We start from the raw sequence: 21,368 nt of genomic DNA on the forward strand, positions 1-21,368 counted from the left end.
GCGCTCACCGCGCCCACGCCCGCACGGTCTCCACGATCAACTCCGAGACCTCGCCCATCACCGCGTCCTCCAGCAGGCCGGCGCGGCACCACAGGTAGATGGGGCGCGGCGTGGGCGGGCCGGACATGGGCAGTTCCACCAGGCCGAAGCGCGCCGCCAGGCGGCGCAGCGGAAAGCGCGGCAACACCGCCAGGTGCTGGCCCTGGGCCAGCATGTCCAGCAGCATGGCGGCGTCGCCCAGCACGGTGATCTCGACGCGCAGGCGCTGCACGCCCACGGCCTCCAGCTTGCCGCGCACGTCCTGGTCGAAGGGCGAGGCCGTGCCCAGGCTGATCCAGGCGCGGTCGTCCACGTCCTCGGCGCCCAGTTCGGCCTTGCCCGCCAGCGGGTGCCGGCGCGCGCAGAACACGCCCAGTTCGTCGTCGGCCAGCAGCTGGCGCACGATGCCCGGCGGCGGGTGCTCCAGCCAGGACGGCGCGATCACGAAGTCGTGCCCGCCGTCGATGAGCTGCTCCAGCAACAGATGGGGCCGGTCGTTCTGCAGCGCCAGTGCCAGATCGGGGAACTGCCGCAGCAGCACCGGCGCCAGCTCGCCCATCACCGCCGCGCCGATCACCGGGCCGATGCCCAGGCGCACCTGGTGGCGGATGCCGCCCCGGTGGCGGGCGGTGACCTCGGCCGCGTCCTTCAAACGGCGCGCGATGGCACGGCCCTCGCGCGCCAGCATCTCGCCCAGCGGCGTGCTGCGCACCCCGTAGCGGCTGCGCTCGAACAAGCGCCCGCCGGCCTGCATCTCCAGCGTCTGCATGTTGTGCGTCAGCGTGGGCTGGGTCAGGTGCAGGTGGCGGCTGGCTTGGGTGATGGACCCCTTCTCCAGGATCGCGGCGAGCTGCACCAGGTGCCTTGGGTCCATAGGAATTTTTATATTTGGCGAGCAATTTTCAATTTTACGGATGCGATCGCCGCCCCTAAGCTCCGCAGAGGCCCCATCGAGGCGTGCCATGGTGAGGCACGCCCGGGGCAATGCCAACCACCCCTATCAGGAGACAGACCGATGACTTTTTCCCGCCTGCTTCGCGCGCTCGCCCATGCCGGGCTCTTTGCCCTGGCCGCTGGCGCCGTCCATGCGCAAAGCTGGCCAGGCAAGCCGGTCCGCCTGCTGGTGGGCTCGCCGCCCGGCGGCCCGTCCGACATCACGGCACGCACCTTCGCCGACCAGCTGGGCAAGCGCATCGGCCAGCCGGTGGTGGTGGAGAACCGGCCTGGCGCCGGCAACAACCTCGCCGCCGCGGCCGCCGCGCGCGCCGAGCCCGACGGGACCACCCTGGTGCTGAGCCCGGACACGGTGCTCACGGTCAACCCGCTCGTCTACACCAGCGGCGACTTCAACGCCGCGCGCGACCTGGTGAACATTTCGGTCGTCGCCAGCTTCTCGCAGATGCTGGTCTGCAACACCGCCGCGGGCGTGCGCAGCGTGGCCGAGCTGGTCGCCAAGGCCAAGGGCGGCACCTCCCTGATGTACGCCTCGGGCGGCCCCGGCGTGCCCGGCCACCTGGCCAGCGAAATGCTGCTGGAGCAGACCAAGGTGCGCATGGAACACGTGCCCTACCGGGGCCCGGCGCCGGCCACGCAGGCCGTGTTGGGCGGCGAGGTGGCCTGCGGCTTCCTGGCCACGCCCACGGTGCTGCCGCACGTCAAGAGCGGTCGCCTGGTGGCGCTGGCGGTGTCGTCCGAAGCGCCCTCCTCGCTGGCGCCGGACGTGCCCACGCTGGCCAAGGCGCTCAACCAGCCCGGCCTGGACGTGAGCTTCCGCCTGGTGCTGCAGGCCGCCAAGGCCACGCCGCCGGCGGTGGTGGCCGAGATCGAGAAGCACGCGGCCGAGATCATGAAACAGGCGGATGTGCGCGAACGCCTGAAGAACTACGACCTGACCGCCGTGGGCAGCACCAGCGCGCAGGCCCAACAGGTGCTGACCGCCGAAATGAAGCGCTGGGAGCCGGTGGTCAAGCGGCTGGGGCTGAAGGCGGAGTGAGGCCGCACGGGCCAGTCCCCCGGGCGCGCGCGGGCCTGGGCCACCGGGCGGGCCTGGCGCGAGGGGCGCACCGCCGCCGACGACCGCGTCCACCCACGCTGGCGCTAAGCTGGCGCGCATGACAGAACTGGTCTACCCCGCCGCCGTGGTCTTGCTGGGCTACGTGGTGCTGGGCATCACGGGCTTCGGCTCGGCGCTGATCGTCGTGCCGCTGCTGGCCTGGCGCTGGCCCCTGCCCGAGGTGGTGGCGCTCACGCTGCTGATGGACGTGCCCGCGTCGCTGCTGCACAGCGGCCTGAACCTGCGCCAGGTCGATTTCGGCGAACTGCGCCGTTTGCTGCCCGGCATGGCCGCCGGCACCCTGGCCGGCCTGTGGCTGAGCGGGGTACTGGACGCCCGCTGGCCTTTGCTTGCGCTGGGCCTCTACGTGGCCACCGTGGGCATCAACGCGCTGCGCCCGCGCCTGGCCGCGCCGCGGCCCCTGGCCGCACCCTGGGCCCATGGCATGGGCTTCGGCATCGGGCTGGTGGAAATGCTGTTCGGCACGGCGGGCCCCCTGGCCGTGGCCTGGCTCAGCCGCCGGCTGCGGGACGTGCACGCCCTGCGCGCCAGCACCCCGGTGATCATCGTGGCCGGCGCCGCCACGGTTCTGCTGGGCATGGCCTGGGTCGGTCGCCTGTCGAGCGGTGCACTGTGGTGGCGCTGGGCCGGCCTGATCGGCCTGGCCCTGCTCGGCGTGCTGATGGGCAACCGCCTGGCCCGCCACGTACCGGCGCCGAGGCTTCGCCAGCTCATCTGCGGCCTGCTGGTGATCAGCGGGCTGATGCTGGTGCGCCACGCCTGGACCCAGGCCTGAAGGGCGCCGGGTGGCGGGACGGTTGTCCGAGGGAAGTTATTTGAATGAAATCAAATGACTTTCCTTGGTTTCTCATGTTTTTCATGAGAAACCAACTGGCGACGGATCACTCCCACTCGATCGTCGCCGGCGGCTTGGAGCTCACGTCGTAGGTCACGCGGTTGATGCCGCGCACCTCGTTGATGATGCGGCCCGACACGCGCTTGAGCAGGCTGTAGGGCAGCTCGGCCCAGTCGGCGGTCATGAAGTCGCTGGTCTGCACCGCGCGCAGGGCCACCACATAGTCGTAGGTGCGGCCGTCGCCCATGACACCCACGCTCTTGACCGGCAGGAACACCGTGAAGGCCTGGCTGGTCAGGTCGTACCAGCTCTTGCCGGAATGCGGCTCGATCGTGGAGCGCAGCTCCTCGATGAAGATGGCGTCGGCGCGTCGCAGCAGGTCGGCGTAGTCCTTCTTCACCTCACCAAGGATGCGCACGCCCAGGCCCGGCCCCGGGAAGGGGTGGCGGTAGACCATGTCGTGCGGCAGTCCCAGGGCCACGCCGAGTTCGCGCACCTCGTCCTTGAACAAATCGCGCAGCGGCTCGAGCAGTTTGAGGCCCAGCTGTTCGGGCAGGCCGCCCACGTTGTGGTGGCTCTTGATGGTGACGGCCTTCTTGCTCTTGGCGCCACCAGACTCGATCACATCCGGGTAAATGGTGCCTTGTGCCAACCACTTGGCGCCTTTTGTTGAAGCACCGCTTGAGGTGAGCTTGGCGGCCTCGGCCTTGAAGACGTCAACGAACAGGCGGCCGATGATCTTGCGCTTTTGCTCGGGGTCGCTCACGCCGGCCAGTTCGCCGAGGAAAAGCTCGCTGGCGTCCACGCGCACCACCTTGGCGTGCAGCTTGCCGGCGAACATCTCCATCACCATGTCGCCCTCGTTCAGGCGCAGCAGGCCGTGGTCGACGAAGACGCAGGTGAGCTGGTCGCCGATGGCGCGGTGGATGAGCGCGGCCGCCACGGAGGAATCCACCCCGCCGGACAGGCCCAGGATCACCTCCTCGTCGCCCACCTGCTCGCGGATTTTCTCCACCGCCTCGGCGATGTGGTCGCGCATCACCCAGTCGGGGCTGGTGCCGCAGATCTCCAGCACGAAGCGCTCGAGCAGGGCGCGGCCCTGCACGGTGTGCGTGACCTCGGGGTGGAACTGCACGCCATAGAAGCGGCGCGCCTCGTCGGCCATGCCGGCGATGGGGCAGCTGGGCGTGCTGGCCATGAGCTTGAAGCCGGGCGGCAGCTCGGTCACCTTGTCGCCGTGGCTCATCCACACCTTGAGCATGCCGTGGCCTTCGGGCGTGGTGAAGTCGGCGATGTCCTTCAGCAGCGCGGTGTGGCCGCGCGCGCGCACCTCGGCGTAGCCGAACTCGCGGGTGTGGGAGCCCTCGACCTTGCCGCCCAGCTGCTGCGCCATGGTCTGCATGCCGTAGCAGATGCCCAGCACCGGGACACCCAGTTCGTAGACGGCCTCGGGCGCCTTGTCGTCCACCTCGTACACGCTGGCGTGGCTGCCCGAGAGCACCACGCCCTTCAGGCGCCCGTCGGCGGCGAACCCGCGCACCCAGTCGCTGCTGACGTCGCAGGGGTGCACCTCGCAGTAGACGTGCGCCTCGCGGATGCGGCGCGCGATGAGCTGGGTGACCTGGGAGCCGAAGTCGAGGATGAGGATCTTGTCGTGCTGCATGGTGGTCGGTGAACGTCAAAAAAAGAGACGGGCCGTCTCGAAAGACGACCCGTTGAGCAGGAGGCTCCCCCTTCCAGGGCACCGCGGAACTGGCCTTGCCAGGCCGCAGGTGCCGCCCCCTTGGGGGTGACGCCGCAGGCGGCGGCGCGGGGGATCAATCGGCTCGGTAGTTGGGCGCTTCCTTGGTGATCTGCACGTCGTGCACGTGGCTTTCGCGCATGCCGGCGGCCGTGATCTGCACGAACTCGGCGCGCTCCTTCATCTCCTGGATGGTGGCGCAGCCGCAGTAGCCCATGCTGGCGCGCACGCCGCCCGCGAGCTGGAACAGGATGGACACCACCGAGCCCTTGTAGGGCACGCGGCCTTCGATGCCCTCGGGCACCAGCTTGTCGGCGTTGGGGTTGCCCGTGCTGCTTTCCTGGAAGTAGCGGTCGGCACTGCCCTGCTGCATGGCGCCGATCGAGCCCATGCCGCGGTAGCTCTTGTAGCTGCGGCCCTGGTAGAGGATGACCTCGCCCGGCGCCTCTTCGGTGCCGGCGAACATGCCGCCCATCATCACGGTGCTGGCGCCGGCCGCGATGGCCTTGGCGATGTCGCCGCTGTAGCGGATGCCGCCGTCGGCGATGAGCGGGATGCCGCTGCCGCGCAGTGCGGTGGCGACGCTGTCCACGGCCATGATCTGCGGCACACCCACGCCGGCCACGATGCGGGTGGTGCAGATGGAGCCCGGGCCGATGCCGACCTTGACCGCGTCGGCGCCGGCCTCGGCCAGCGCCAGCGCGGCCGCGCCGGTGGCGATGTTGCCGCCCACCACGTCCACCTGCGGGTAGTTCTGTTTGACCCAGCGCACGCGCTCGATCACGCCGCGGCTGTGGCCGTGCGCGGTGTCCACCACGATGGCGTCGACACCGGCCCTGACCAGGGCCTCGACACGCTCCTCGGTGCCCTCGCCCACGCCCACCGCCGCGCCCACGCGCAGGCGGCCGGCCGCGTCGCGCGCGGCGTTGGGGAAGTTGAGCTGCTTGGTGATGTCCTTGACCGTGATCAGGCCCTTGAGCTCGAAGGCCTCGTTGACGACCAGCAGGCGCTCGAGCTTGTGCTTGTTGAGCAGGGCCTTGGCCTCTTCCGGCGTGGTGCCCTCGGGCACGGTGATCAGGCGCTCGCGCGGGGTCATGATCTCGCGCACCGGCAGCTCGTAGCGGGTCTCGAAGCGCAGGTCGCGCCCGGTGACGATGCCCACCACCTTGCCCGCGTCCACCACGGGGAAGCCGGAGACGCCCAGTTCGTCGGAGAGCTTCATCACCTGGCGCACCGTGGTGTCGGGCGCAATCACCACCGGATCGCGCAGCACGCCGCTTTCGTAGCGCTTGACCTTGGCGACCTGGGCGGCCTGCTCGGTGGCCGTGAGGTTCTTGTGGATGATGCCCATGCCGCCTTCCTGGGCGATGGCGATCGCCAGGCGGGCCTCGGTGACGGTGTCCATGGCGGCGGACACGAGCGGCAGGTTGAGCTGGATGTTGCGGGAGAAACGGGTGGCCAGCGAGGTGTCCTTGGGCAGGACCTGGGAGTACGCGGGCACCAGCAAAACGTCGTCGAAGGTGAGCGCGTTGCCGAGGAGGCGCATGAGGGAGACTCCAAAAAGCGGATTGTAAACGTGGCCCCCTGGTCGTCCGTCCGGCGCCGGGCCGGTGCCGTCCGTTGCCTGAGGGCATCGCTTCGGCGGCCGCGGGGGGCCGGGCGCGGCACCCCGGACATACACTGGCCGAATGCCGAACACCCCCTTCGCTCCCCTCGCCCTGCGCTCGCTGGCCGCCCTGGCACTCACCGCCGCGATGGCGGCGCCGGCCCTGGCCCAGTGGCAATGGATCGACAACGCCGGCCGCAAGGTCTACAGCGACACCGCGCCGCCGGCCGGCACGCCCGACAAGAACATCCTCAAGCGCCCCGCCGCCGCCGCCGGGCCCATGTCCGCGTCACCGGCCCACCCGCCGGTGCCCGCCGCCGCCTCGTCGTCCTCCCCGGGCGATGCCGCCGCGCCGCCCGCGCCCCAGGCCCCGGGCGTCGACAAGGAACTCGAGGCGCGCAAGAAGGAGGCGGAGGCCGCCGAGGCCGCGAAGAAAAAGCAGGAGGCCGAGAAACTGGCGCGCGCCCGGGCCGAGAACTGCCAGCGCGCCAAGACCGCCAAGACCACGCTCGATTCGGGCCAGCGCCTGGCCACCACCAACGCCAAGGGCGAGCGCGAGATCATGGACGACGCGCGCCGGGCCAGCGAGGCCCAGCGCCTGCAGCAGATCATCGCCAGCGACTGCGGGCCGCTGCCGCAGTAGCGGTCTCAGTACCCGGCCTTGCTGTTCGGCCGGCGTTTCGAGAACAGACCGGTACCGCGCGCGCCCTGCCCCGCGAAGCGCTCGCGCCGCGCCACCTTGGGGTCCACGCGCAAGGCGCGCAGCAGCTCCAGGCGGTCGCCCTCGCGCAAGGGCTGGTCGGGCTCGCAGCGGCGGCCCCAGACGGCCAGACTCAAGCCATCTCCCAGCGAGGCCGTTTCGGGGAACCGCAGGGGCCAGCCCGCCACGCGCAAGGCGTCCCGGGCGCTGGCGCCGTCGGGCAGGTCCACCTCGGCCTGGTGCACCGTGCGCGGCGCGCTGGCGTACAGCAGGGTCACGCGCATGGCTCAGGCGGTGCCGTAGACCTGGTCGGCGCGCTTGACGAAGGCGTCCACCAGGTTGCCCGCGATGCGGTCGAACACCGGCCCCACCACCGCGGCCAGGGCGGCGCTGGAGAAGCCGTAGCGCAGGGTGAACTCGACCTTGCAGGCGCGCTGCGAGCCGTCGCCCAGGGGCAGGAACTTCCAGACCCCGTCGAGCTGGGAGAAGGGGCCATCGACCAGCGCCATGTGGACCTCGCGGTCCGGCACATGGGTGTTGCGGGTGGTGAAGCCCTGCTGCAGGCCGCCAATGGACATGCCCACGCGGGCCACCATGCCCTCGGGCGTGCGCTCGATCACGTCGGCGCGGTCGCACCAGGGCAGGAACTGGGGGTAGTGCTGCACATCGGTGACCAGCGCGAACATCTCATGGGCGCTGTGCCACAGCAGCACGGACTTGTGAATGGTTTTCATACAATCGCCGGTCCCGCGCGGGCACCGCGCCCGCGGGCGCCGCGACAGGGCCTCGGCGATTCTAGTGTCGCCCCCGCCCTTGCCGCCCGGGCTTTCGCCCCCACCTCCCACCCATGTCCACCACCAGCCAACACCAGCCCAGCGACAGCCGCATCGCCGACAACAAGAAGGCGCTATTCAACTACGCCATCGAGGAACGCTTCGAGGCGGGCATGGTGCTGCAGGGCTGGGAAGTGAAAGCCCTGCGCGAAGGCAAGGTGCAGCTCACCGACGGCTACGTGGTCATCCGCGACGGCGAGCTCTTCCTGATCGGCTGCCAGATCAACCCCCTGCGCACCGCCAGCACGCACGTGAGCGCCGAGTCCGCGCGCACCAAGAAGCTGCTGCTGCACAAGGCGCAGATCCACCGCCTGATCGGCAAGGTCGAACAAAAGGGCTTCGCCCTGGTGCCGCTGAACCTGCACTGGAAAGGCGGCCGCGTGAAGTGCGAGATCGCCCTGGGCAAGGGCAAGGGCGAGCACGACAAGCGCAACACCATCAAGGACCGCGAGGGCAAACGTGAGGTGGAGCGGGCGATGAAAGAGCAAAAGCGCTGATTTTTTCGGCGCGCGGGAATAAACCGCCCCCGCCCGGCGTTGACTCCAGTGCAGGACGCCCCGTCCTGCGCCACCATCCACCCGGAGAACACGCCATGAAATCGCTGATGTCCCTTGCCCTGGCCACCGCCCTGCTCGGCGGCTGCGCCTCGATGCTTGCCCCCGCCGCACCGGCCAAGATGGCCGACGGCGTGCTCGTCGGCCCCAACCAGATGACGCTCTACACCTTCGACCGCGACGCGGCGGGCAGCGGCAAATCGGTCTGCAACGGGCCCTGCGCCACCAACTGGCCGCCTTTCATGGCCGGCGCCAGCGACAAGGCCGCGGGCGACTACAGCATCGTCACCCGCGACGACGGCGCCAAGCAATGGGCCTTCAAGGGCAAGCCCCTGTACTACTGGGTGCGCGACACCAAGCCGGGCGACAAGACCGGCGACGGTTTCAACAACGTCTGGCGCGCCGCCAAGCCCTGAGGCCGCCCGAGCACGGGTCGCCGTCGCCCATGAACCCGCCCGAGCTGATCGCACAGATTCCCGCGCTGCGCCGCTACGCGCGGGCCCTCACCGGCGACGCCTGGGCCGCCGACGACCTGGTGCAGGACACGCTGGAGCGCGCCTGCGGCAAGTGGCGGCTGTGGGCCGTGGGCACCGACCTGCGGGCCTGGCTGTTCACGCTCATGCACAACCTGCACGTGAGCGGCGTGCGACAGCAGCTGAGGCGCTCCGCCGCCTTCACGCCGGTTGACGTGGACGCGGCGGCAGACGAGCTGGCCGCCCCCGACGCCGCGCAAGACCTGGCGCTGGACCTGCAGCGCTGCCTGCTGCAACTGCCCGAGGAGCAGCGCGCCGTGCTGCTGCTGGTGAGCCTGGAGGACATGAGCTACGAGCAGGTGGCCCGCATCACCGACACCCCCATCGGCACGGTCATGTCGCGCCTGTCGCGCGCCCGCGCGCGCCTGCAGGCCTTGCTGGACGCGCCGGCCCGGGGCGTGGCCAGCGCCCCGCCTTCCCCGCACCTGAAGCGGCTGAAATGACGCCGCCCCCGCCGCCATGGACAAGCCCCCTTTCCCTCCCCCGCTGAGCGACGCCGAGATCAACGCCCTGCTCGACGGCCAGCTCGGCGAGGCCGAGCGCGCCGCCCTCGACCATCGCCTGGCGCACGACGCCGCCGCGCGCGCGCGCCTGGACGCCTGGCGGGCGCAACGCGAGGCGATCCGCGGCCTGCACCGCGCCCTGCTCGACGAACCGCTGCCGCCCGCCCTGCTGGACGCCGCCCAGCGCGTGGGCGAGGCCCGCCAGCGCGGCGAGCGCTGGTGGCGCTGGGGCGGCATGGCCGCCGGCGTGCTGCTGGCCTTTGGCGCGGGCTGGCTGGCGCACGGCCAGTGGCGCGCACCGGCCGAGACCCGGCTGGCCGCGCGAGGCCCGGCCGCCGCCCTGCCCGCCTTCGCGCACGACGCGGCCCTGGCGCACGCCGTCTATTCGCCCGAGAAGCGCCACCCCGTGGAAGTGGCCGCCGCCGAGCAGGAACACCTGGTGCAGTGGCTCTCCCGCCGCACCGGCCGGCCTTTGAAGGTGCCCGACCTGCAGGCCCAGGGCTACGCGCTGGTGGGCGGACGGCTGCTGCCCGGCGAGGCCGGCGCGCGCGCCCAGTTCATGTTCCAGAACGCCGGGGGCCAGCGCGTGACCCTGTACCTGGGGGCGGTGGACCCGGCCTCGGCGGCCACGCCCGCCGGCCGCGAAACCGCCTTCCGCTTCGCGCCGGACGGCCCGGTGCCGGGCTTCTACTGGGTGGACCAGGGCTTCGGTTACGCGCTCAGCGGCCCGCTGCCGCGCGAGGCGCTGATGGCGCTGGCCGAGGCCGTGTACCACCAGCTTTGACGCCGCCGGCTGTATCGCCGCCGGCGAAACGCACCCCTCGGGGGGCCGCGCCCCGCGCAGCGGCGCAGCGTGGGGTGTCAGTTGTTCTGCGCCAGCTGCTCCAGGATCGCCGGGTTCTCCAGCGTGGAGATGTCCTGCGTGATCGCTTCGCCCTTGGCGACCGCGCGCAGCAGGCGGCGCATGATCTTGCCGCTGCGCGTCTTGGGCAGGTTGTCGCCGAAGCGGATGTCCTTGGGCTTGGCGATCGGCCCGATCTCCTTGCCCACCCAGTCGCGCAGTTCCTTGGCGATGGCCTTGGCCTCGTCGCCCGTGGGGCGGGCGCGCTTGAGCACCACGAAGGCCACGATGGCCTCGCCGGTCAGGTCGTCGGGGCGGCCGACCACGGCGGCCTCGGCCACCATGTCCGTCTTGGCCACCAGGGCCGACTCGATCTCCATGGTGCCCATGCGGTGACCCGAGACGTTGAGCACGTCGTCGATGCGGCCCGTGATGCGGAAGTAGCCGCGGTCGGCGCTGCGCACCGCGCCGTCACCCGCCAGGTAGTAGCCCTTGAGCTCCGGCGGGAAGTAGCTCTTCTTGAAGCGCTCGGGGTCGCCCCAGATGGTGCGGATCATCGAGGGCCAGGGCTTCTTGATGACCAGAATGCCGCCCGCGCCGTTGGGCACGTCGTGGCCCGCCTCGTCCACGATGGCCGCGTCGATGCCCGGCAGCGGCAGCGTGCAGGAGCCTGGCACCAGCGGCGTGGCGCCCGGCAGCGGGGTGATCACGTGGCCGCCGGTCTCGGTCTGCCAGAAGGTGTCCACGATGGGGCAGCGCTCATGGCCGACGTTCCGGAAGTACCACATCCAGGCCTCGGGGTTGATCGGCTCGCCCACCGAGCCCAGCAGGCGCAGGCTGTCCAGGTTCCAGTTCTTCGGGTGCACCTTCTCGTCGCCTTCGGCCGCCTTGATGAGCGAGCGGATCGCCGTGGGCGCGGTGTAGAAGATGCTGACCTTGTGCTTCTCGATCATCTGCCAGAAGCGCCCCGCGTGCGGGTAGGTGGGCACGCCCTCGAACACCAGCTGCGTGGCGCCGGCGGCCAGGGGGCCATAGGCCACGTAGGTGTGGCCGGTGATCCAGCCGATGTCGGCCGTGCACCAGAACAGGTCTTCGGGCCGCAGGTCGAAGGTCCAGAGCATGGTAAGCCGCGCCCACAGCAGGAAGCCCGCGGTGCTGTGCTGCACGCCCTTGGGCTTGCCCGTGGAGCCGGAGGTGTAGAGCACGAACAGCGGATGCTCGGCGCCGACGAACACCGGCGGGCAGTCGGTCCCCTGGCCGGCGATGGCCTCGGCCCAGGTGATGTCGCGGCCCGCCACCATGTGGCAGGCCGTGGGGGTGCGCTGCAGGGTGATGACGGTCTTGATTGACTCGCAGCCGCCCATGGCGATGCCTTCGTCGACGATGGCCTTGAGCGGCAGTTCCTTGCCGCCGCGCATCTGGTAGTTGGCGGTGACGACGGCCACTGCGCCGGCGTCCTGGATGCGCTCCTGCAGGGCCTTGGCCGAGAAGCCGCCGAACACCACGCTGTGCGTGGCGCCGATGCGCGCGCAGGCCTGCATGGCCACCACGCCCTCGATGGTCATGGGCATGTAGATGATGACGCGGTCGCCCGTCTTGACGCCCCGGGCCTTGAGCGCGTTGGCGAACTGCGAGACCTTGGCCAGCAGCTCCTTGTAGGTGACCCGGGTCACCGCGCCGTCGTCGGCCTCGAAGACGATCGCCGTCTTGTTCTCCACCGGCGTGCCCATGTGGCGATCCAGGCAGTTGTGGGAGGCGTTGAGCTCTCCGTCCTGGAACCACTTGTAGAAGGGCTTGTCGCTGGCGTCCAGGGTCTGGGTGAAGGGCTTGTGCCAAGCCAGGTGTTCCTTGGCCAGGCGGGCCCAGAAGGCCTCGGGGTCCTTGTCGGCCTCGGCGCACAGGGCTTCATAGGCCTTCATGCCCGAGACGCGGGCGGCGGCGACGGTGGCGGCGCTGGGTTCGAACACCCGGTTCTCGACCAGGACGGATTCGATCGACGACGAAGGCGATGACATGGCGGGTGTCTCCTCGACTGTTGTGCTGGAAAACGGGGCCGGCGGCACTGTGCGCAAAGGCACTTACGGCCAACTGACACGGGACGAGGCTTCTACAATAACCGACGCCTGCGGCTGCCCATTCGGTGCGCCGCTTTTTTTGGCCCCGACACACCATGACCGACCCCCTCAAAGCCGCCCGCCCGATCCGGCCCCTGCCCAACCTGATCTTCGCCAGCCGCTGGCTGCAGCTGCCGCTGTACATCGGCCTGATCGCCGCGCAGGCCATCTACGTCTACCACTTCTGGGTGGAACTGGTGCACCTCATCGAAGCCGCCTTCGGCAGCGAGATCGCCCTGCAGAAGCTGGTCAGCAGCATCGGCTACAAAAGCGACGTGGTGCCGACCAGCCTGAACGAGACCATCATCATGCTGGTGGTGCTGGCGCTGATCGACGTGGTGATGATCTCCAACCTGCTGATCATGGTGATCGTGGGCGGCTACGAGACCTTCGTCAGCCGCATGAACCTGGAAGACCACCCCGACCAGCCGGAGTGGCTGAGCCATGTGAACGCCAGCGTGCTGAAGGTCAAGCTGGCCACGGCCATCATCGGCATCAGCTCCATCCACCTGCTCAAGACCTTCATCAACGCCGGCAACTACGAGGTGAAGGTGCTGATGTGGCAAACGCTCATCCACATCGCCTTCCTGTTCAGCGCCCTGGCCATCGCGCTGGCCGACCGGCTGATGTCCGCGCCCTCGCAGGACCACTGAGCCTGGCGCGCGGCGCGCCCCCTCATCAGTGCAGGGCCCGGTAGATCGCGTCGGCCAGATCGGCCGAGATGCCTTCCACCGTGGCCAGGTCCTCCACGCTGGCCGAGGCGACGCCGCGCACCCCTCCGAAGCGCTGCAGCAGCCGCGCGCGCTTCTTGGGGCCCACGCCCGGGATGTCTTCGAGCTGGCTCGCCCCCACCCGCACCTTGGCGCGCTGCGCGCGCATGCCGGTGATGGCGAAACGGTGCGCCTCGTCGCGAATCTGCGCGATCAGCATCAGCGCCGCCGAGTCGTGCCCCAGGTAGACCTTGGCGCGGCCGTCGGCGAAGACCAGCTCCTCCAGGCCCACCTTGCGGCCCTCGCCCTTTTCCACCCCGACGATGCTGCCCAGGTCCAGCCCGAGCTGCTGGAACACCTCGCGCGCCACGCCCACCTGGCCCTTGCCGCCGTCGATGAGCACGATGTCCGGCAGCCGCGGACCGGTGGCCGGCATGTCCTTGCCCGAGTCCTTGGGGGCTGAGGGGACGGCCGGCGCGTCCTCCACCGCCGGGGGCAGCGGCTCGGCCTCGCCATCGGGCCCGGCGGCCACGGCCACCTCCGTGCCCGGCGGCAGCGCCGCCTCGCCCGCCTCGGCCTTCAGCGCCTCCGCGATGCGGCCGTAGCGGCGCGTCAGCACCTGGCGCATGGCGGCATAGTCGTCGCCGGGCGTGATGCCATCGATGTTGTAGCGCCGGTACTGGCTGTTCTGCAGCTTGTGGCCCTCGAACACGACGCAGGAGGCCTGCGTGGATTCGCCCGCCGTGTGCGAAATGTCGAAGCACTCGATGCGCAGCGCCTCCAGATCGTCATCCGGCAGTTGCAGGGCCTCGGCCAGGGCGCGGGTGCGGGCCTGCTGGCTGCCCTCCTCGGCCAGCAGCCGCGCCAGCGCGATGCCCGCGTTCTTCTGCGCCATCTCCAACCAGGCGCGGCGGTGCTCGCGGGGCTGGTGCACCGCGTGCACCTTCTGGCCGGTCTGCTCGCTCAGCGCGTCCAGCAGCGGCCGGCCCACGGGCTGGCTGGTCACCAGCACCGGCGGCATGGGCGCGCCCAGGTAGTGCTGGGCGATGAAGGCCTCCAGCACGCGCCGCGCGGCGCGCTCGCCGGGCTCCACTGCCTCGGCGGCGGACGGCCCGACGGCCTCGGCCCCGTCGGCTTCGGCCTGCGCCATCTGCTCCTCGATCGCGCTGGCATCGTCCAGGTGGGCTGGAAAGTACGGCCGGTCGCCCAGGTGGCGACCGCCGCGCACCATGGCCAGGTTCACGCAGGCGCGCCCGCCCAGCACCTTCACGGCCAGGATGTCCACGTCCTGGTCGCCGCCCACCTCCATGCTCTGCTGGTGCAGCACGCGCGAGAGCGCCGTCATCTGGTTGCGGATCTCGGCCGCCTGCTCGAACTCCAGCTTCTCGCTGTGCGCCAGCATGCGCCGCTCCAGCGTCTGCAGCACCTGCTGCGTTTCGCCGCGCAGGAAACGCTCGGCGTTGGCCACGTCGCTCAGGTACTCGGCCTGGTGGATCAGGTCCACGCAGGGGCCGCTGCAGCGCTTGATCTGGTACAGCAGGCAGGGCCGCGTGCGGTTGGCAAAGACCGTGTCTTCGCAGGTGCGCAGCTTGAAGACCTTTTGCAGCAGCTGGATGGACTCCTTCACCGCCCAGGCGCTGGGGTAAGGGCCGTAGTAGCTGTGGCGCTTGTCCACCGCGCCACGGTAGTAGGCCATGCGCGGGAACAGCGTGGAGGCGCTGGGCGCGCGGCCGGTGAGCGGGCGCAGCGCCTCGCGCGTGCCGGTGATCTTGAGGTAGGGGTAGCTCTTGTCGTCGCGGAACAGGATGTTGAACCGCGGGTTGAGCGTCTTGATGAGGTTGTTCTCGAGCAGCAGGGCCTCGGCCTCGCTGCGCACCACGGTGGTCTCCAGCCGCACGATGCGGCTCACCATGTGGCCGATTCGCGTGCCGTCGTGGTTCTTCTGGAAGTAGCTGGAAACGCGCTTCTTCAGGTTGCGCGCCTTGCCCACGTAGAGCAGCTGGCCCTGGGCGTCGAAGTAGCGGTAGACCCCCGGCAGCGCGGGCAGCGCCGCGACCTCACCCAGCAGTTGTTCGGAATGCGCCTCGGACATGGGGCGTATTGTCGCGCCCCGCCGCTGCCCGTCCGGGCCTCAGGGCCGGGCGCGCGGCAGCAGCGCACCCAGGCCGCGCCGCAGGGTGTCGGCCACACGCCGGAACACCGCGCGATAGGCCTCGCGCCGCTGCTCGCCGATCTGCCCCAGCGCCCAGGTCGCCAGCAGCACGCCGGCCAGCAGGGCGGCGTAGCCCGCCCAGCCCGAGGCCGACACCCCCGCCGCTCGCGCCAGCACCAACAGGCTGAAGTGGATGAGGTAGAAGCTGAAGGTGCGGTCGGCCAGCCAACGGATCAGACGACCGGCGCGGTCTGGGAAGTTCCAGCCGGCCCCCGCGCAGCCCACCACGAAGCCGGCGAACAGCAGGCCCGTGACGTAGTCGGACAGCACGTGCTCGGTGGAGCCCGGCTCGAAGGGCCACGGCGCCCCAGCCGCGATGGCGGCGTACAGGGCGCGCGAGGCCCCATCCGTGGCCTGCCGGGCACCCGACAGCAAGAAGACCGCGTACGCCAGGGCGCAGACCAGCATCAAGGCGCGCGCCGGCCAGGGCCCCAGGCGCAGGGCGCCCAGGTGGCGACAGAGGAACACGCCCAGACACCACACCGGCAAGAGCATCAGCACGGCCGGCCCCATGAAACCCAGCACCAGCACCAGCAGGGGCCAGCGCCACCAGCCGCGCGCGTAGACGAACACGCCGAACAGCGCGTAGTACCAGACCTCGTAGGCCAGCGACCAGTACGGCTCCATGCTGAAGGGCTGCCAGGAGCCGAACCAGCCCTCGCCCAGGAACAGCCAGTGGTAGGGCGGCACCAGCGCGGCCTTGGGGTACTGCCAGGCATAGCCGGCATAGCCCTCCGGGTTCAGACCCAGGCCGATGCGGTCGAGCAGCAGCGCCAGCAGCACCGCGGGAATGGCCACCGAGTAGATGCGCGAGACCCGCGCGAGCGCATAGTGCCCGGCGCTGCCGTGGCGCGACAGCGTGCTGTGTGCGATGACGAAGCCCGAGATGACGAAGAAGGCGATCACCGCGTCGTCGGCCGAGCGGTGCCAGGTCAGCGAGAGCGCCGCGGGCGCCAGCCCCAGCACCACCGAATGGCCCACGTAGACCGCCAGCGCGGCCACCACGCGGCAGAGGTCGAGCCAGATCGAGAGCGAGGGAGAGAGGGGGGCCAAAGCTAGTATCCGCGCCAGCCGGCCCAGGTGCGCCACGCCTTGGCCTTCATGGCGTCGCGCCCGGGGTTCACGCCCACCGGGCCCGGCCCCAGGCCCACGTGCCGCAGCACCTTGCGCGCGCGCTGGTTGAAGTTGAGCGCGTCGCGCCAGTCGACGGTCTGCGGCGTGTTGAAGATGATGGACATGGAGATGGACACGTCGTCGGCGCCGTTGTGCACGTGGTGGCCGGCCACGAAGGGGATGTGCAGCGCCTGCCCGGGCTCGAACCAGTAGCGTGTGCTGATGCCGTCCTTCTCGGGCGTCCAGGGCAGCTGGGTGCTCACGTAGGAAACGTAGTTTTCACGGTCGGGCGAGGTCACCACGCGATCATCCCAGGGATCGGACACGGTGACCCACTTGCTGCCGCGAAACTGCAGCAGGAAGGTGGAGTAGCGGTCGATGTGGAAGGGCGTCACGCTGTTGGGCGAGGCGATGAACAGGTAGAGCTTGGGCGAGATCGCCTTGTCGCCCACGCCGCGTTCCCACATGAGGGACTCGACGTCGTGGATCATGTCCTGGTAGAGCTCGGCGAAGCTGGGGTCCGCCTGCGGCGAGTTCACCATGATGTAGGCGTCGGACTCGCGGATGGTTTCGATGGTTTCCTCGATCGAGCGGTCCAGCGGCTTCTGGCGGAAGGTCTTCTCGAAGTTGTCCCCGGTGTCCAGGCGCCGGGTGGCGAACATCACCTGCCCCTGAGGCAAGCGCGGAATGACCTTGGCCAGGTTTTCCATGGACAGGGCGGGATGCCCCATCAAGCGGTGGCCGCAGGCAAAAGAACCCCGGTCGAGCAAAGAAGCGTCGACGCCCTCATCAAAGCAGCGCAGCATGCCGAATCCTCCTGCGGCGCACCGGCCGCATTCCCGTTCAAGCTATGCCCCCATCGCATCCGCGCCTCTGGCGACGCGTGTTTGTGCGGCATTCTGCTCGCCGGCCCAGACCGTGCCAAGGGGCAGCCGTCCGGCTTCCTTCAGAATGCCGGATTTCGCACACATCCAAGGCCGCCCTTGAACTCCACGCGCAAGAAATTCGGTTTCCAGCTGATCTTCAGCAATGCGGAAGTCGCCGGGCAGCTGATCCTGAGCATGGTGCTGGCCCGCCTGCTCGACCCGGACGACATCGGCGTGTACTCCATGAGCGCCGTGCTGGTGGCCGTGGCCCACCTGTTCCGCGACTTCGGCGTCACGGCCTTCATCAAGCGGCAGAAGGAACTGAGCGAAGACACCCTGCGCTCCGCCCTGGGCGTGGTGATGTGCACGTCGTGGACGATGGCGCTGGTCATGTTCCTGAGCGCGCCGCTGTGGTCGGCCTTCTTCAACGAACCGCGGGTGGAGCACGTGGTGCAGGTGCTGGCCATGGGTTTCGTGCTCATCCCCTTCGGCGCCCTGCCCGGCGCCATCCTGGTGCGCAACATGGAGGTCGTGCGCACCGCCAAGGCCGGGCTGATCGCGCTCGGCGTCTACTTCGTGGTCTCCGTGGTTTTGGCGCTGCAAGGCTTCGGCCACATGACCATGGCCTGGGCCAACCTGATCAACATCGCCACCCACGTCACGGCGGTGCGGCTGCTGTCCACCACGAAAACCCCCTGGATCCCCGGTCTCAAGCACTGGGGCCGCGTGGCCAACTTCGGCGTCGGCGCCATGATCACCTCGGCCATGACGGCGATCGACAACGCCATTCCCGACATCGCCCTGGGCCGGCTCAGCACGCCCACCAACGTGGGCTTCTTCAGCAAGGCCAACTCCACCATCAACATCGCCAGCAGCGGCGTGATGCCCGCGGTGAACTACTTCGCCCTGCCCTACATGGCCCGCCTGCACCACGGCCAGGGCGACATCGCGGCCGAGGTCTGCCGCGTCACCTCCTACCTGGCCACGCTGCTGCTGCCGGCCATGGCCATGACGGCGCTGCTGGCCAACGAGGTGATCTTCCTGCTCTATGGCGCCAAGTGGCTGCCCAGCGCCGTGGCCGTGCCCTGGCTGTGCGTGTCGGCGGGCCTGGGCGTGCTGTTCTCCTTCGTGCCGGCGGCGCTCATGGGCATCGGCAAGCCCTATGTGGCTGGGCTGCCCATGGTGTTGCTGCTGTGCCTGAAGGCGGTGTTCATCCTTCTGCTGTTCAACGGCTCGCTGCAGAGCTTCGCCGAGGCCATGGTGGTCGCGCAGGTGCTGACCGTGCCCATGGGCCTGTGGATCCAGTACCGCTACCTGGGCATCGCCCCCGGGCGCTGGCTGGCCATGGCCGCCCGGGTGGTCGGTCTCACGCTGGTGCTGCTCGGCAGCATGCTGGCGCTCAAGTGGGCCTTGCCCCCCCTGCCCGCCTGGGCCACCGTGCTGGCGCTGGGCCTGCCGGCGGCGATCGGCTGGGCCGTGCTGCTGCGGCTGTTTGGCCTGCCCTTGTACGGGGAGCTGCGCACGCTGTTCGTGCGCTGGCGCCAGCGCGGGGCCTGAGCGCGGCGCGGGTTCGCGGCGGGCGAGGTTTCAGCCTCGCAGGCGCTTGACCTGGCTCAGCACCCAGAACGCGGCCGATCGGCCCACCAGGCAACCCCGGCGCAGCGATTGCGCGAACTCGCGCGCCGCCACGGTCGGGTCGCCCGACCAGTAGTGGGTGTAACCGTGGTCGAAATGCGCGCGGCCCAGGCGGTAGCGGTAGTGCAGCGCTGGCAGGCGATGGCCGTCGGGGTCGCTCAGGCCCCAGCGCTCGCGGGCGCGCTCGAGCAGCTCCGCAAGGTGGTTGCGCTCGATCATCCGGTGCATGGCGCTGGCCGGGTGGATGCGGTAGATCGCCATCACCGACGAGAAGCCCTGGATGTGCGCATGGCGCGAGCAGCGCAACCAGAAGTCGTAGTCCTCGCCTCGCTCCATGCTTTCGTCGAAACCGCCGGCCTGGCGGTAGACCTCGCGCCGCATGAGCGGCGTGATCATGCCCAGGGTGCAGCCCATCAGGATGCGCGTGTACATCCAGCCGCTCCACTCGGGGTTGGTGCGCGCCAGGGCCTGTTCGTCGGGGTAGTGCTCGGACGGGTCGGGCCAGGTGCCGTCGGGGCCGGGCCGCCAGCGGTGGATCTCGGCGAACACGATGCCGACCTCGGGGTGGGCTTCGAGGTAGTCCACCTGCACCTTCAGCTTGCCGGGCACCCAGAGGTCGTCCGCGTCGATGAAGGCGAGGTAGCGCCCGCGCGCCTGTTCCATGCCAAGGTTGCGCGCGCGCGAGACGCCGCCGCGCGGGCCTTCGATCACGCGCACGCGGGGGTCGATGCGTTCCAACGCGGCGTAGTCGCCGTCGCTGGAACCGTCGTTGATGACGATCAGCTCCAGGTCGCGGTAGGACTGCGAGAGCACGCTGTCGATGGCGGCGTGGATGTAGCGCATGGCGTTCCACGCCGGCATGATCACCGAGACCATCGGCGCGGCATCGCGCTGCACAGGCTCGCTCACGCCACCCCCCTGTCGGGCGCCGCGCGCGCAAGGCGCGCCTGCTCGCGCTGGTGCTCATTCAGGCGCTGGCGCAAATGCACCTGCAGCACCGCCATCAGCATGACCATGAAGTAGGCCATTTCCAGATAGGCCACGCTCACGCTGGCGCCGCCCACCAGATACGCCATGACGGCCAGCATGAGCATGTCGCCCAGGTCGCGCGCCCACACGTAGTCGGGCCCCAGCCGCGTGGCCATGCGCTTGACGGAGAAGCGGTTCAGCAGCGGCAGGGAGAAGATCAAGAGGTAGAGGAACAGCCCGAGGAAGCCCAGATCGCCCATGACCTCGAAGTACACGCTGTGCGCGGCCTTGGCCCGCACGAATTCGGGCTCGGGCAAGTTGAGGAAGTCGAGCAGGCTGGGGGCGGTCTTGAAATGGTCCCACACGTACTGCACCTGCACCGCGTGGAAGCCGCCGCCGAAGAAGGGGTGCTCCAGCGCCAGGGCCGAGCTGATCTTCCACGCGTGCACGCGGCCCATGAAGGAGTCGTCCTCCTTGGCCTCGCCGATGGTCTCCAGACGGGCCACCACCGAGTCGGGCACGAACTGCGACAGCAGCAGGCCCATGGCCAGCACAATGAACAGCGTGCGCCAGCGGTGGCGCGAGGTGAGGATGAGCCAGAAGGCCACCACCGCCAGCGCCACGAAACCGCCACGCGAGCCGCCGCCCATGATGGCCAGAACGATGAGCACGAACACGCTCAGAAAACCCCAGCGCGCGAAGCGGTGCACCGAGTGCAGGTAAAGGTAATAGGCGATCGGCAGCACCATCGCCAGCGCGGTCGACAGGTGGTTGCGGTCGTACAGCATGCTGCCGGCCGGGCCGAACATGTTGTGCGAGCCGCCCGAGACCACGGTTTTCAGGCCCTCGATCACGCCGTGCAGGCCCAGGCCGAACACCACCACCAACAGGATGGCGTGAAAGTGCATGCGCGTCTGCACGAACATCGGCATGAGCATGCTGAAGACCAGCCCCTTCATCAGCAGGTCGAAGTACTTGAAGTTGTTGTCGTTGCCGGCGTAGCCCGTGAGCCAGGAGACCGTGGCATGCAGCAGGAACACCAGGTACAGGACCACGGCCCAGTTGAATCGGTACTGGCTCCAGTCCACGCGGCGCAGCACCACCAGCAGCAAGGTGATGCCGGCGAAGATGAAGTTCACGCGCGCACTGGCCATGAAGCCGAACAGGAAGCCCGTGGGGATCATGGCGGACGTCCAGCCCCACAGCATGTAGGCATTGAACGGGCGCACGAAGGCCAGCGGGATCAGGGCCAGCATGGCCAGGGCAAAGAGCAGATCACGCACCGCGACGCTCCCCAGGCCGGCCGCTCGTGCTTCCCTTGCGCTGGCGCTTGCCATCGCCGGCATCGGTCGGCGGATGCAGCTCATGCACTCGGTACTGGAAGTAGCCGAGGTCGTTGGGTGTGGGCCGCTTCGGGTCGGCCTTGTAGATGCGCCAGCAGACGTAGGTCATGCAGGCCACGTCGAACATGAAGATGAGGGCTTCCATGG

The 21,368-nt window shown here is 69.7% G+C and carries 21 protein-coding genes; 9 read left to right on the forward strand and 12 right to left on the reverse strand.

The genetic code is table 11. From position 1 onward, the window contains the following. Positions 1 to 4: 4 nt before the first annotated feature. A complete protein-coding gene (locus DY262_RS02440; RefSeq protein ID WP_181936388.1) occupies positions 5 to 913 on the reverse strand; it encodes a LysR family transcriptional regulator in 909 nt (302 codons plus the stop codon). 141 nt (positions 914 to 1,054) lie between these two features. Between DY262_RS02440 and DY262_RS02445 the strand changes: the two genes are divergently transcribed. Both DY262_RS02445 and DY262_RS02450 read left to right on the forward strand, forming a co-directional pair. Next, on the forward strand, positions 1,055 to 2,032 hold the full coding sequence (locus DY262_RS02445; protein WP_116957375.1) for a Bug family tripartite tricarboxylate transporter substrate binding protein: 978 nt from the start codon (positions 1,055 to 1,057) through the stop codon (positions 2,030 to 2,032). A gap of 118 nt (positions 2,033 to 2,150) precedes the next feature. Beyond that, a complete protein-coding gene (locus DY262_RS02450) occupies positions 2,151 to 2,888 on the forward strand; it encodes a sulfite exporter TauE/SafE family protein (RefSeq protein WP_116957376.1) in 738 nt (245 codons plus the stop codon). Between the two features lie 106 nt (positions 2,889 to 2,994). Here the strand turns inward: DY262_RS02450 and guaA are convergent, their stop codons facing one another. After that, positions 2,995 to 4,611 carry a glutamine-hydrolyzing GMP synthase gene (gene guaA / locus DY262_RS02455; RefSeq protein WP_116957377.1) on the reverse strand — a complete coding sequence of 539 codons (1,617 nt, stop codon included), beginning with the start codon at positions 4,609 to 4,611 and terminating at the stop codon, positions 2,995 to 2,997. Positions 4,612 to 4,765: 154 nt separating this feature from the next. After that, positions 4,766 to 6,235 carry an IMP dehydrogenase gene (gene guaB, locus DY262_RS02460; RefSeq protein WP_116957378.1) on the reverse strand — a complete coding sequence of 490 codons (1,470 nt, stop codon included), beginning with the start codon at positions 6,233 to 6,235 and terminating at the stop codon, positions 4,766 to 4,768. Positions 6,236 to 6,377: 142 nt separating this feature from the next. On the opposite strand from guaB, the gene DY262_RS02465 reads away from it, so the two are divergent. Beyond that, positions 6,378 to 6,938, forward strand: a complete 561-nt coding sequence (locus DY262_RS02465; RefSeq protein ID WP_181936389.1) for a DUF4124 domain-containing protein — start codon at positions 6,378 to 6,380, stop codon at positions 6,936 to 6,938. 5 nt (positions 6,939 to 6,943) lie between these two features. On the opposite strand, the gene DY262_RS02470 is transcribed toward DY262_RS02465, so the two are convergent. Further along, positions 6,944 to 7,279 (reverse strand): RnfH family protein, encoded by a 336-nt coding sequence (locus DY262_RS02470; protein WP_116957379.1) that lies wholly within the window; start codon positions 7,277 to 7,279, stop codon positions 6,944 to 6,946. A 3-nt stretch (positions 7,280 to 7,282) separates the two neighbouring features. Continuing rightward, positions 7,283 to 7,729: a type II toxin-antitoxin system RatA family toxin gene (locus tag DY262_RS02475; protein ID WP_116957380.1), complete on the reverse strand. Its 447-nt coding sequence runs from the start codon at positions 7,727 to 7,729 to the stop codon at positions 7,283 to 7,285. A 113-nt stretch (positions 7,730 to 7,842) separates the two neighbouring features. On the opposite strand from DY262_RS02475, the gene smpB reads away from it, so the two are divergent. From smpB to DY262_RS02495, 4 genes are all read left to right on the forward strand, one after another. Further along, positions 7,843 to 8,325: an SsrA-binding protein SmpB gene (gene smpB, locus DY262_RS02480; protein ID WP_116957381.1), complete on the forward strand. Its 483-nt coding sequence runs from the start codon at positions 7,843 to 7,845 to the stop codon at positions 8,323 to 8,325. A gap of 95 nt (positions 8,326 to 8,420) precedes the next feature. Next, entirely contained in the window at positions 8,421 to 8,798 is a 378-nt protein-coding gene (locus DY262_RS02485; protein WP_116957382.1) for a COG4315 family predicted lipoprotein, read from the forward strand. A gap of 29 nt (positions 8,799 to 8,827) precedes the next feature. Then, positions 8,828 to 9,358 carry an RNA polymerase sigma factor gene (locus DY262_RS02490; RefSeq protein WP_116957383.1) on the forward strand — a complete coding sequence of 177 codons (531 nt, stop codon included), beginning with the start codon at positions 8,828 to 8,830 and terminating at the stop codon, positions 9,356 to 9,358. A gap of 16 nt (positions 9,359 to 9,374) precedes the next feature. Further along, positions 9,375 to 10,202, forward strand: coding sequence for an anti-sigma factor family protein (locus DY262_RS02495; protein WP_116957384.1), 828 nt, complete (start codon positions 9,375 to 9,377; stop codon positions 10,200 to 10,202). Positions 10,203 to 10,279: 77 nt separating this feature from the next. On the opposite strand, the gene acs is transcribed toward DY262_RS02495, so the two are convergent. Further along, complete coding sequence (acs, locus tag DY262_RS02500; RefSeq protein WP_116957385.1) at positions 10,280 to 12,274, reverse strand: acetate--CoA ligase; 1,995 nt, start codon at positions 12,272 to 12,274, stop codon at positions 10,280 to 10,282. A gap of 155 nt (positions 12,275 to 12,429) precedes the next feature. On the opposite strand from acs, the gene DY262_RS02505 reads away from it, so the two are divergent. Next, positions 12,430 to 13,026 (forward strand): YqhA family protein, encoded by a 597-nt coding sequence (locus tag DY262_RS02505; protein ID WP_070398511.1) that lies wholly within the window; start codon positions 12,430 to 12,432, stop codon positions 13,024 to 13,026. A 25-nt stretch (positions 13,027 to 13,051) separates the two neighbouring features. On the opposite strand, the gene uvrC is transcribed toward DY262_RS02505, so the two are convergent. Genes uvrC through DY262_RS02520 form a run of 3 tightly spaced genes read right to left on the reverse strand, consistent with a single transcriptional unit; the run spans position 13,052 to position 17,214 of the window. Beyond that, positions 13,052 to 15,175, reverse strand: a complete 2,124-nt coding sequence (gene uvrC / locus DY262_RS02510) for an excinuclease ABC subunit UvrC (protein ID WP_116957386.1) — start codon at positions 15,173 to 15,175, stop codon at positions 13,052 to 13,054. Between the two features lie 39 nt (positions 15,176 to 15,214). Next, complete coding sequence (locus tag DY262_RS02515) at positions 15,215 to 16,348, reverse strand: acyltransferase family protein (RefSeq protein ID WP_181936390.1); 1,134 nt, start codon at positions 16,346 to 16,348, stop codon at positions 15,215 to 15,217. A 2-nt stretch (positions 16,349 to 16,350) separates the two neighbouring features. After that, a complete protein-coding gene (locus DY262_RS02520; RefSeq protein ID WP_116957388.1) occupies positions 16,351 to 17,214 on the reverse strand; it encodes a cupin-like domain-containing protein in 864 nt (287 codons plus the stop codon). A gap of 177 nt (positions 17,215 to 17,391) precedes the next feature. On the opposite strand from DY262_RS02520, the gene DY262_RS02525 reads away from it, so the two are divergent. After that, complete coding sequence (locus DY262_RS02525) at positions 17,392 to 18,831, forward strand: oligosaccharide flippase family protein (protein ID WP_181936391.1); 1,440 nt, start codon at positions 17,392 to 17,394, stop codon at positions 18,829 to 18,831. A gap of 30 nt (positions 18,832 to 18,861) precedes the next feature. Here DY262_RS02525 and DY262_RS02530 read toward each other — a convergent pair whose 3' ends face one another. From DY262_RS02530 to DY262_RS02540, 3 genes are read right to left on the reverse strand one after another with little or no spacing between them, the layout of a single operon-like run. Continuing rightward, on the reverse strand, positions 18,862 to 19,818 hold the full coding sequence (locus DY262_RS02530) for a glycosyltransferase family 2 protein (protein ID WP_116957390.1): 957 nt from the start codon (positions 19,816 to 19,818) through the stop codon (positions 18,862 to 18,864). Beyond that, positions 19,815 to 21,161, reverse strand: a complete 1,347-nt coding sequence (locus tag DY262_RS02535) for a putative O-glycosylation ligase, exosortase A system-associated (RefSeq protein WP_116957391.1) — start codon at positions 21,159 to 21,161, stop codon at positions 19,815 to 19,817. The genes DY262_RS02530 and DY262_RS02535 overlap by 4 nt, the downstream gene beginning before the upstream one ends. Beyond that, positions 21,154 to 21,366: a hypothetical protein gene (locus tag DY262_RS02540; RefSeq protein ID WP_116957392.1), complete on the reverse strand. Its 213-nt coding sequence runs from the start codon at positions 21,364 to 21,366 to the stop codon at positions 21,154 to 21,156. Before DY262_RS02540 ends, DY262_RS02535 begins: the two co-directional genes overlap by 8 nt. Positions 21,367 to 21,368: the final 2 nt, after the last annotated feature.

The organism is Hydrogenophaga borbori, assembly GCF_003417535.1.
GTDB classification, from domain to species: Bacteria; Pseudomonadota; Gammaproteobacteria; order Burkholderiales; family Burkholderiaceae_C; genus Hydrogenophaga; species Hydrogenophaga borbori.

Coding starts and splice junctions, on each gene's coding strand:
- guaA (WP_116957377.1), bottom strand. CDS start 4,611: ATGCAGCACGACAAGATCCTCATCCTCGACTTCGGCTCCCAGGTCACC.
- DY262_RS02485 (WP_116957382.1), top strand. CDS start 8,421: ATGAAATCGCTGATGTCCCTTGCCCTGGCCACCGCCCTGCTCGGCGGC.
- DY262_RS02475 (WP_116957380.1), bottom strand. CDS start 7,729: ATGAAAACCATTCACAAGTCCGTGCTGCTGTGGCACAGCGCCCATGAG.
- guaB (WP_116957378.1), bottom strand. CDS start 6,235: ATGCGCCTCCTCGGCAACGCGCTCACCTTCGACGACGTTTTGCTGGTG.
- DY262_RS02495 (WP_116957384.1), top strand. CDS start 9,375: ATGGACAAGCCCCCTTTCCCTCCCCCGCTGAGCGACGCCGAGATCAAC.
- uvrC (WP_116957386.1), bottom strand. CDS start 15,175: ATGTCCGAGGCGCATTCCGAACAACTGCTGGGTGAGGTCGCGGCGCTG.
- DY262_RS02540 (WP_116957392.1), bottom strand. CDS start 21,366: ATGGAAGCCCTCATCTTCATGTTCGACGTGGCCTGCATGACCTACGTC.
- DY262_RS02490 (WP_116957383.1), top strand. CDS start 8,828: ATGAACCCGCCCGAGCTGATCGCACAGATTCCCGCGCTGCGCCGCTAC.
- DY262_RS02450 (WP_116957376.1), top strand. CDS start 2,151: ATGACAGAACTGGTCTACCCCGCCGCCGTGGTCTTGCTGGGCTACGTG.
- DY262_RS02440 (WP_181936388.1), bottom strand. CDS start 913: ATGGACCCAAGGCACCTGGTGCAGCTCGCCGCGATCCTGGAGAAGGGG.
- DY262_RS02520 (WP_116957388.1), bottom strand. CDS start 17,214: ATGCTGCGCTGCTTTGATGAGGGCGTCGACGCTTCTTTGCTCGACCGG.
- acs (WP_116957385.1), bottom strand. CDS start 12,274: ATGTCATCGCCTTCGTCGTCGATCGAATCCGTCCTGGTCGAGAACCGG.
- DY262_RS02445 (WP_116957375.1), top strand. CDS start 1,055: ATGACTTTTTCCCGCCTGCTTCGCGCGCTCGCCCATGCCGGGCTCTTT.
- DY262_RS02505 (WP_070398511.1), top strand. CDS start 12,430: ATGACCGACCCCCTCAAAGCCGCCCGCCCGATCCGGCCCCTGCCCAAC.
- smpB (WP_116957381.1), top strand. CDS start 7,843: ATGTCCACCACCAGCCAACACCAGCCCAGCGACAGCCGCATCGCCGAC.
- DY262_RS02470 (WP_116957379.1), bottom strand. CDS start 7,279: ATGCGCGTGACCCTGCTGTACGCCAGCGCGCCGCGCACGGTGCACCAG.
- DY262_RS02465 (WP_181936389.1), top strand. CDS start 6,378: ATGCCGAACACCCCCTTCGCTCCCCTCGCCCTGCGCTCGCTGGCCGCC.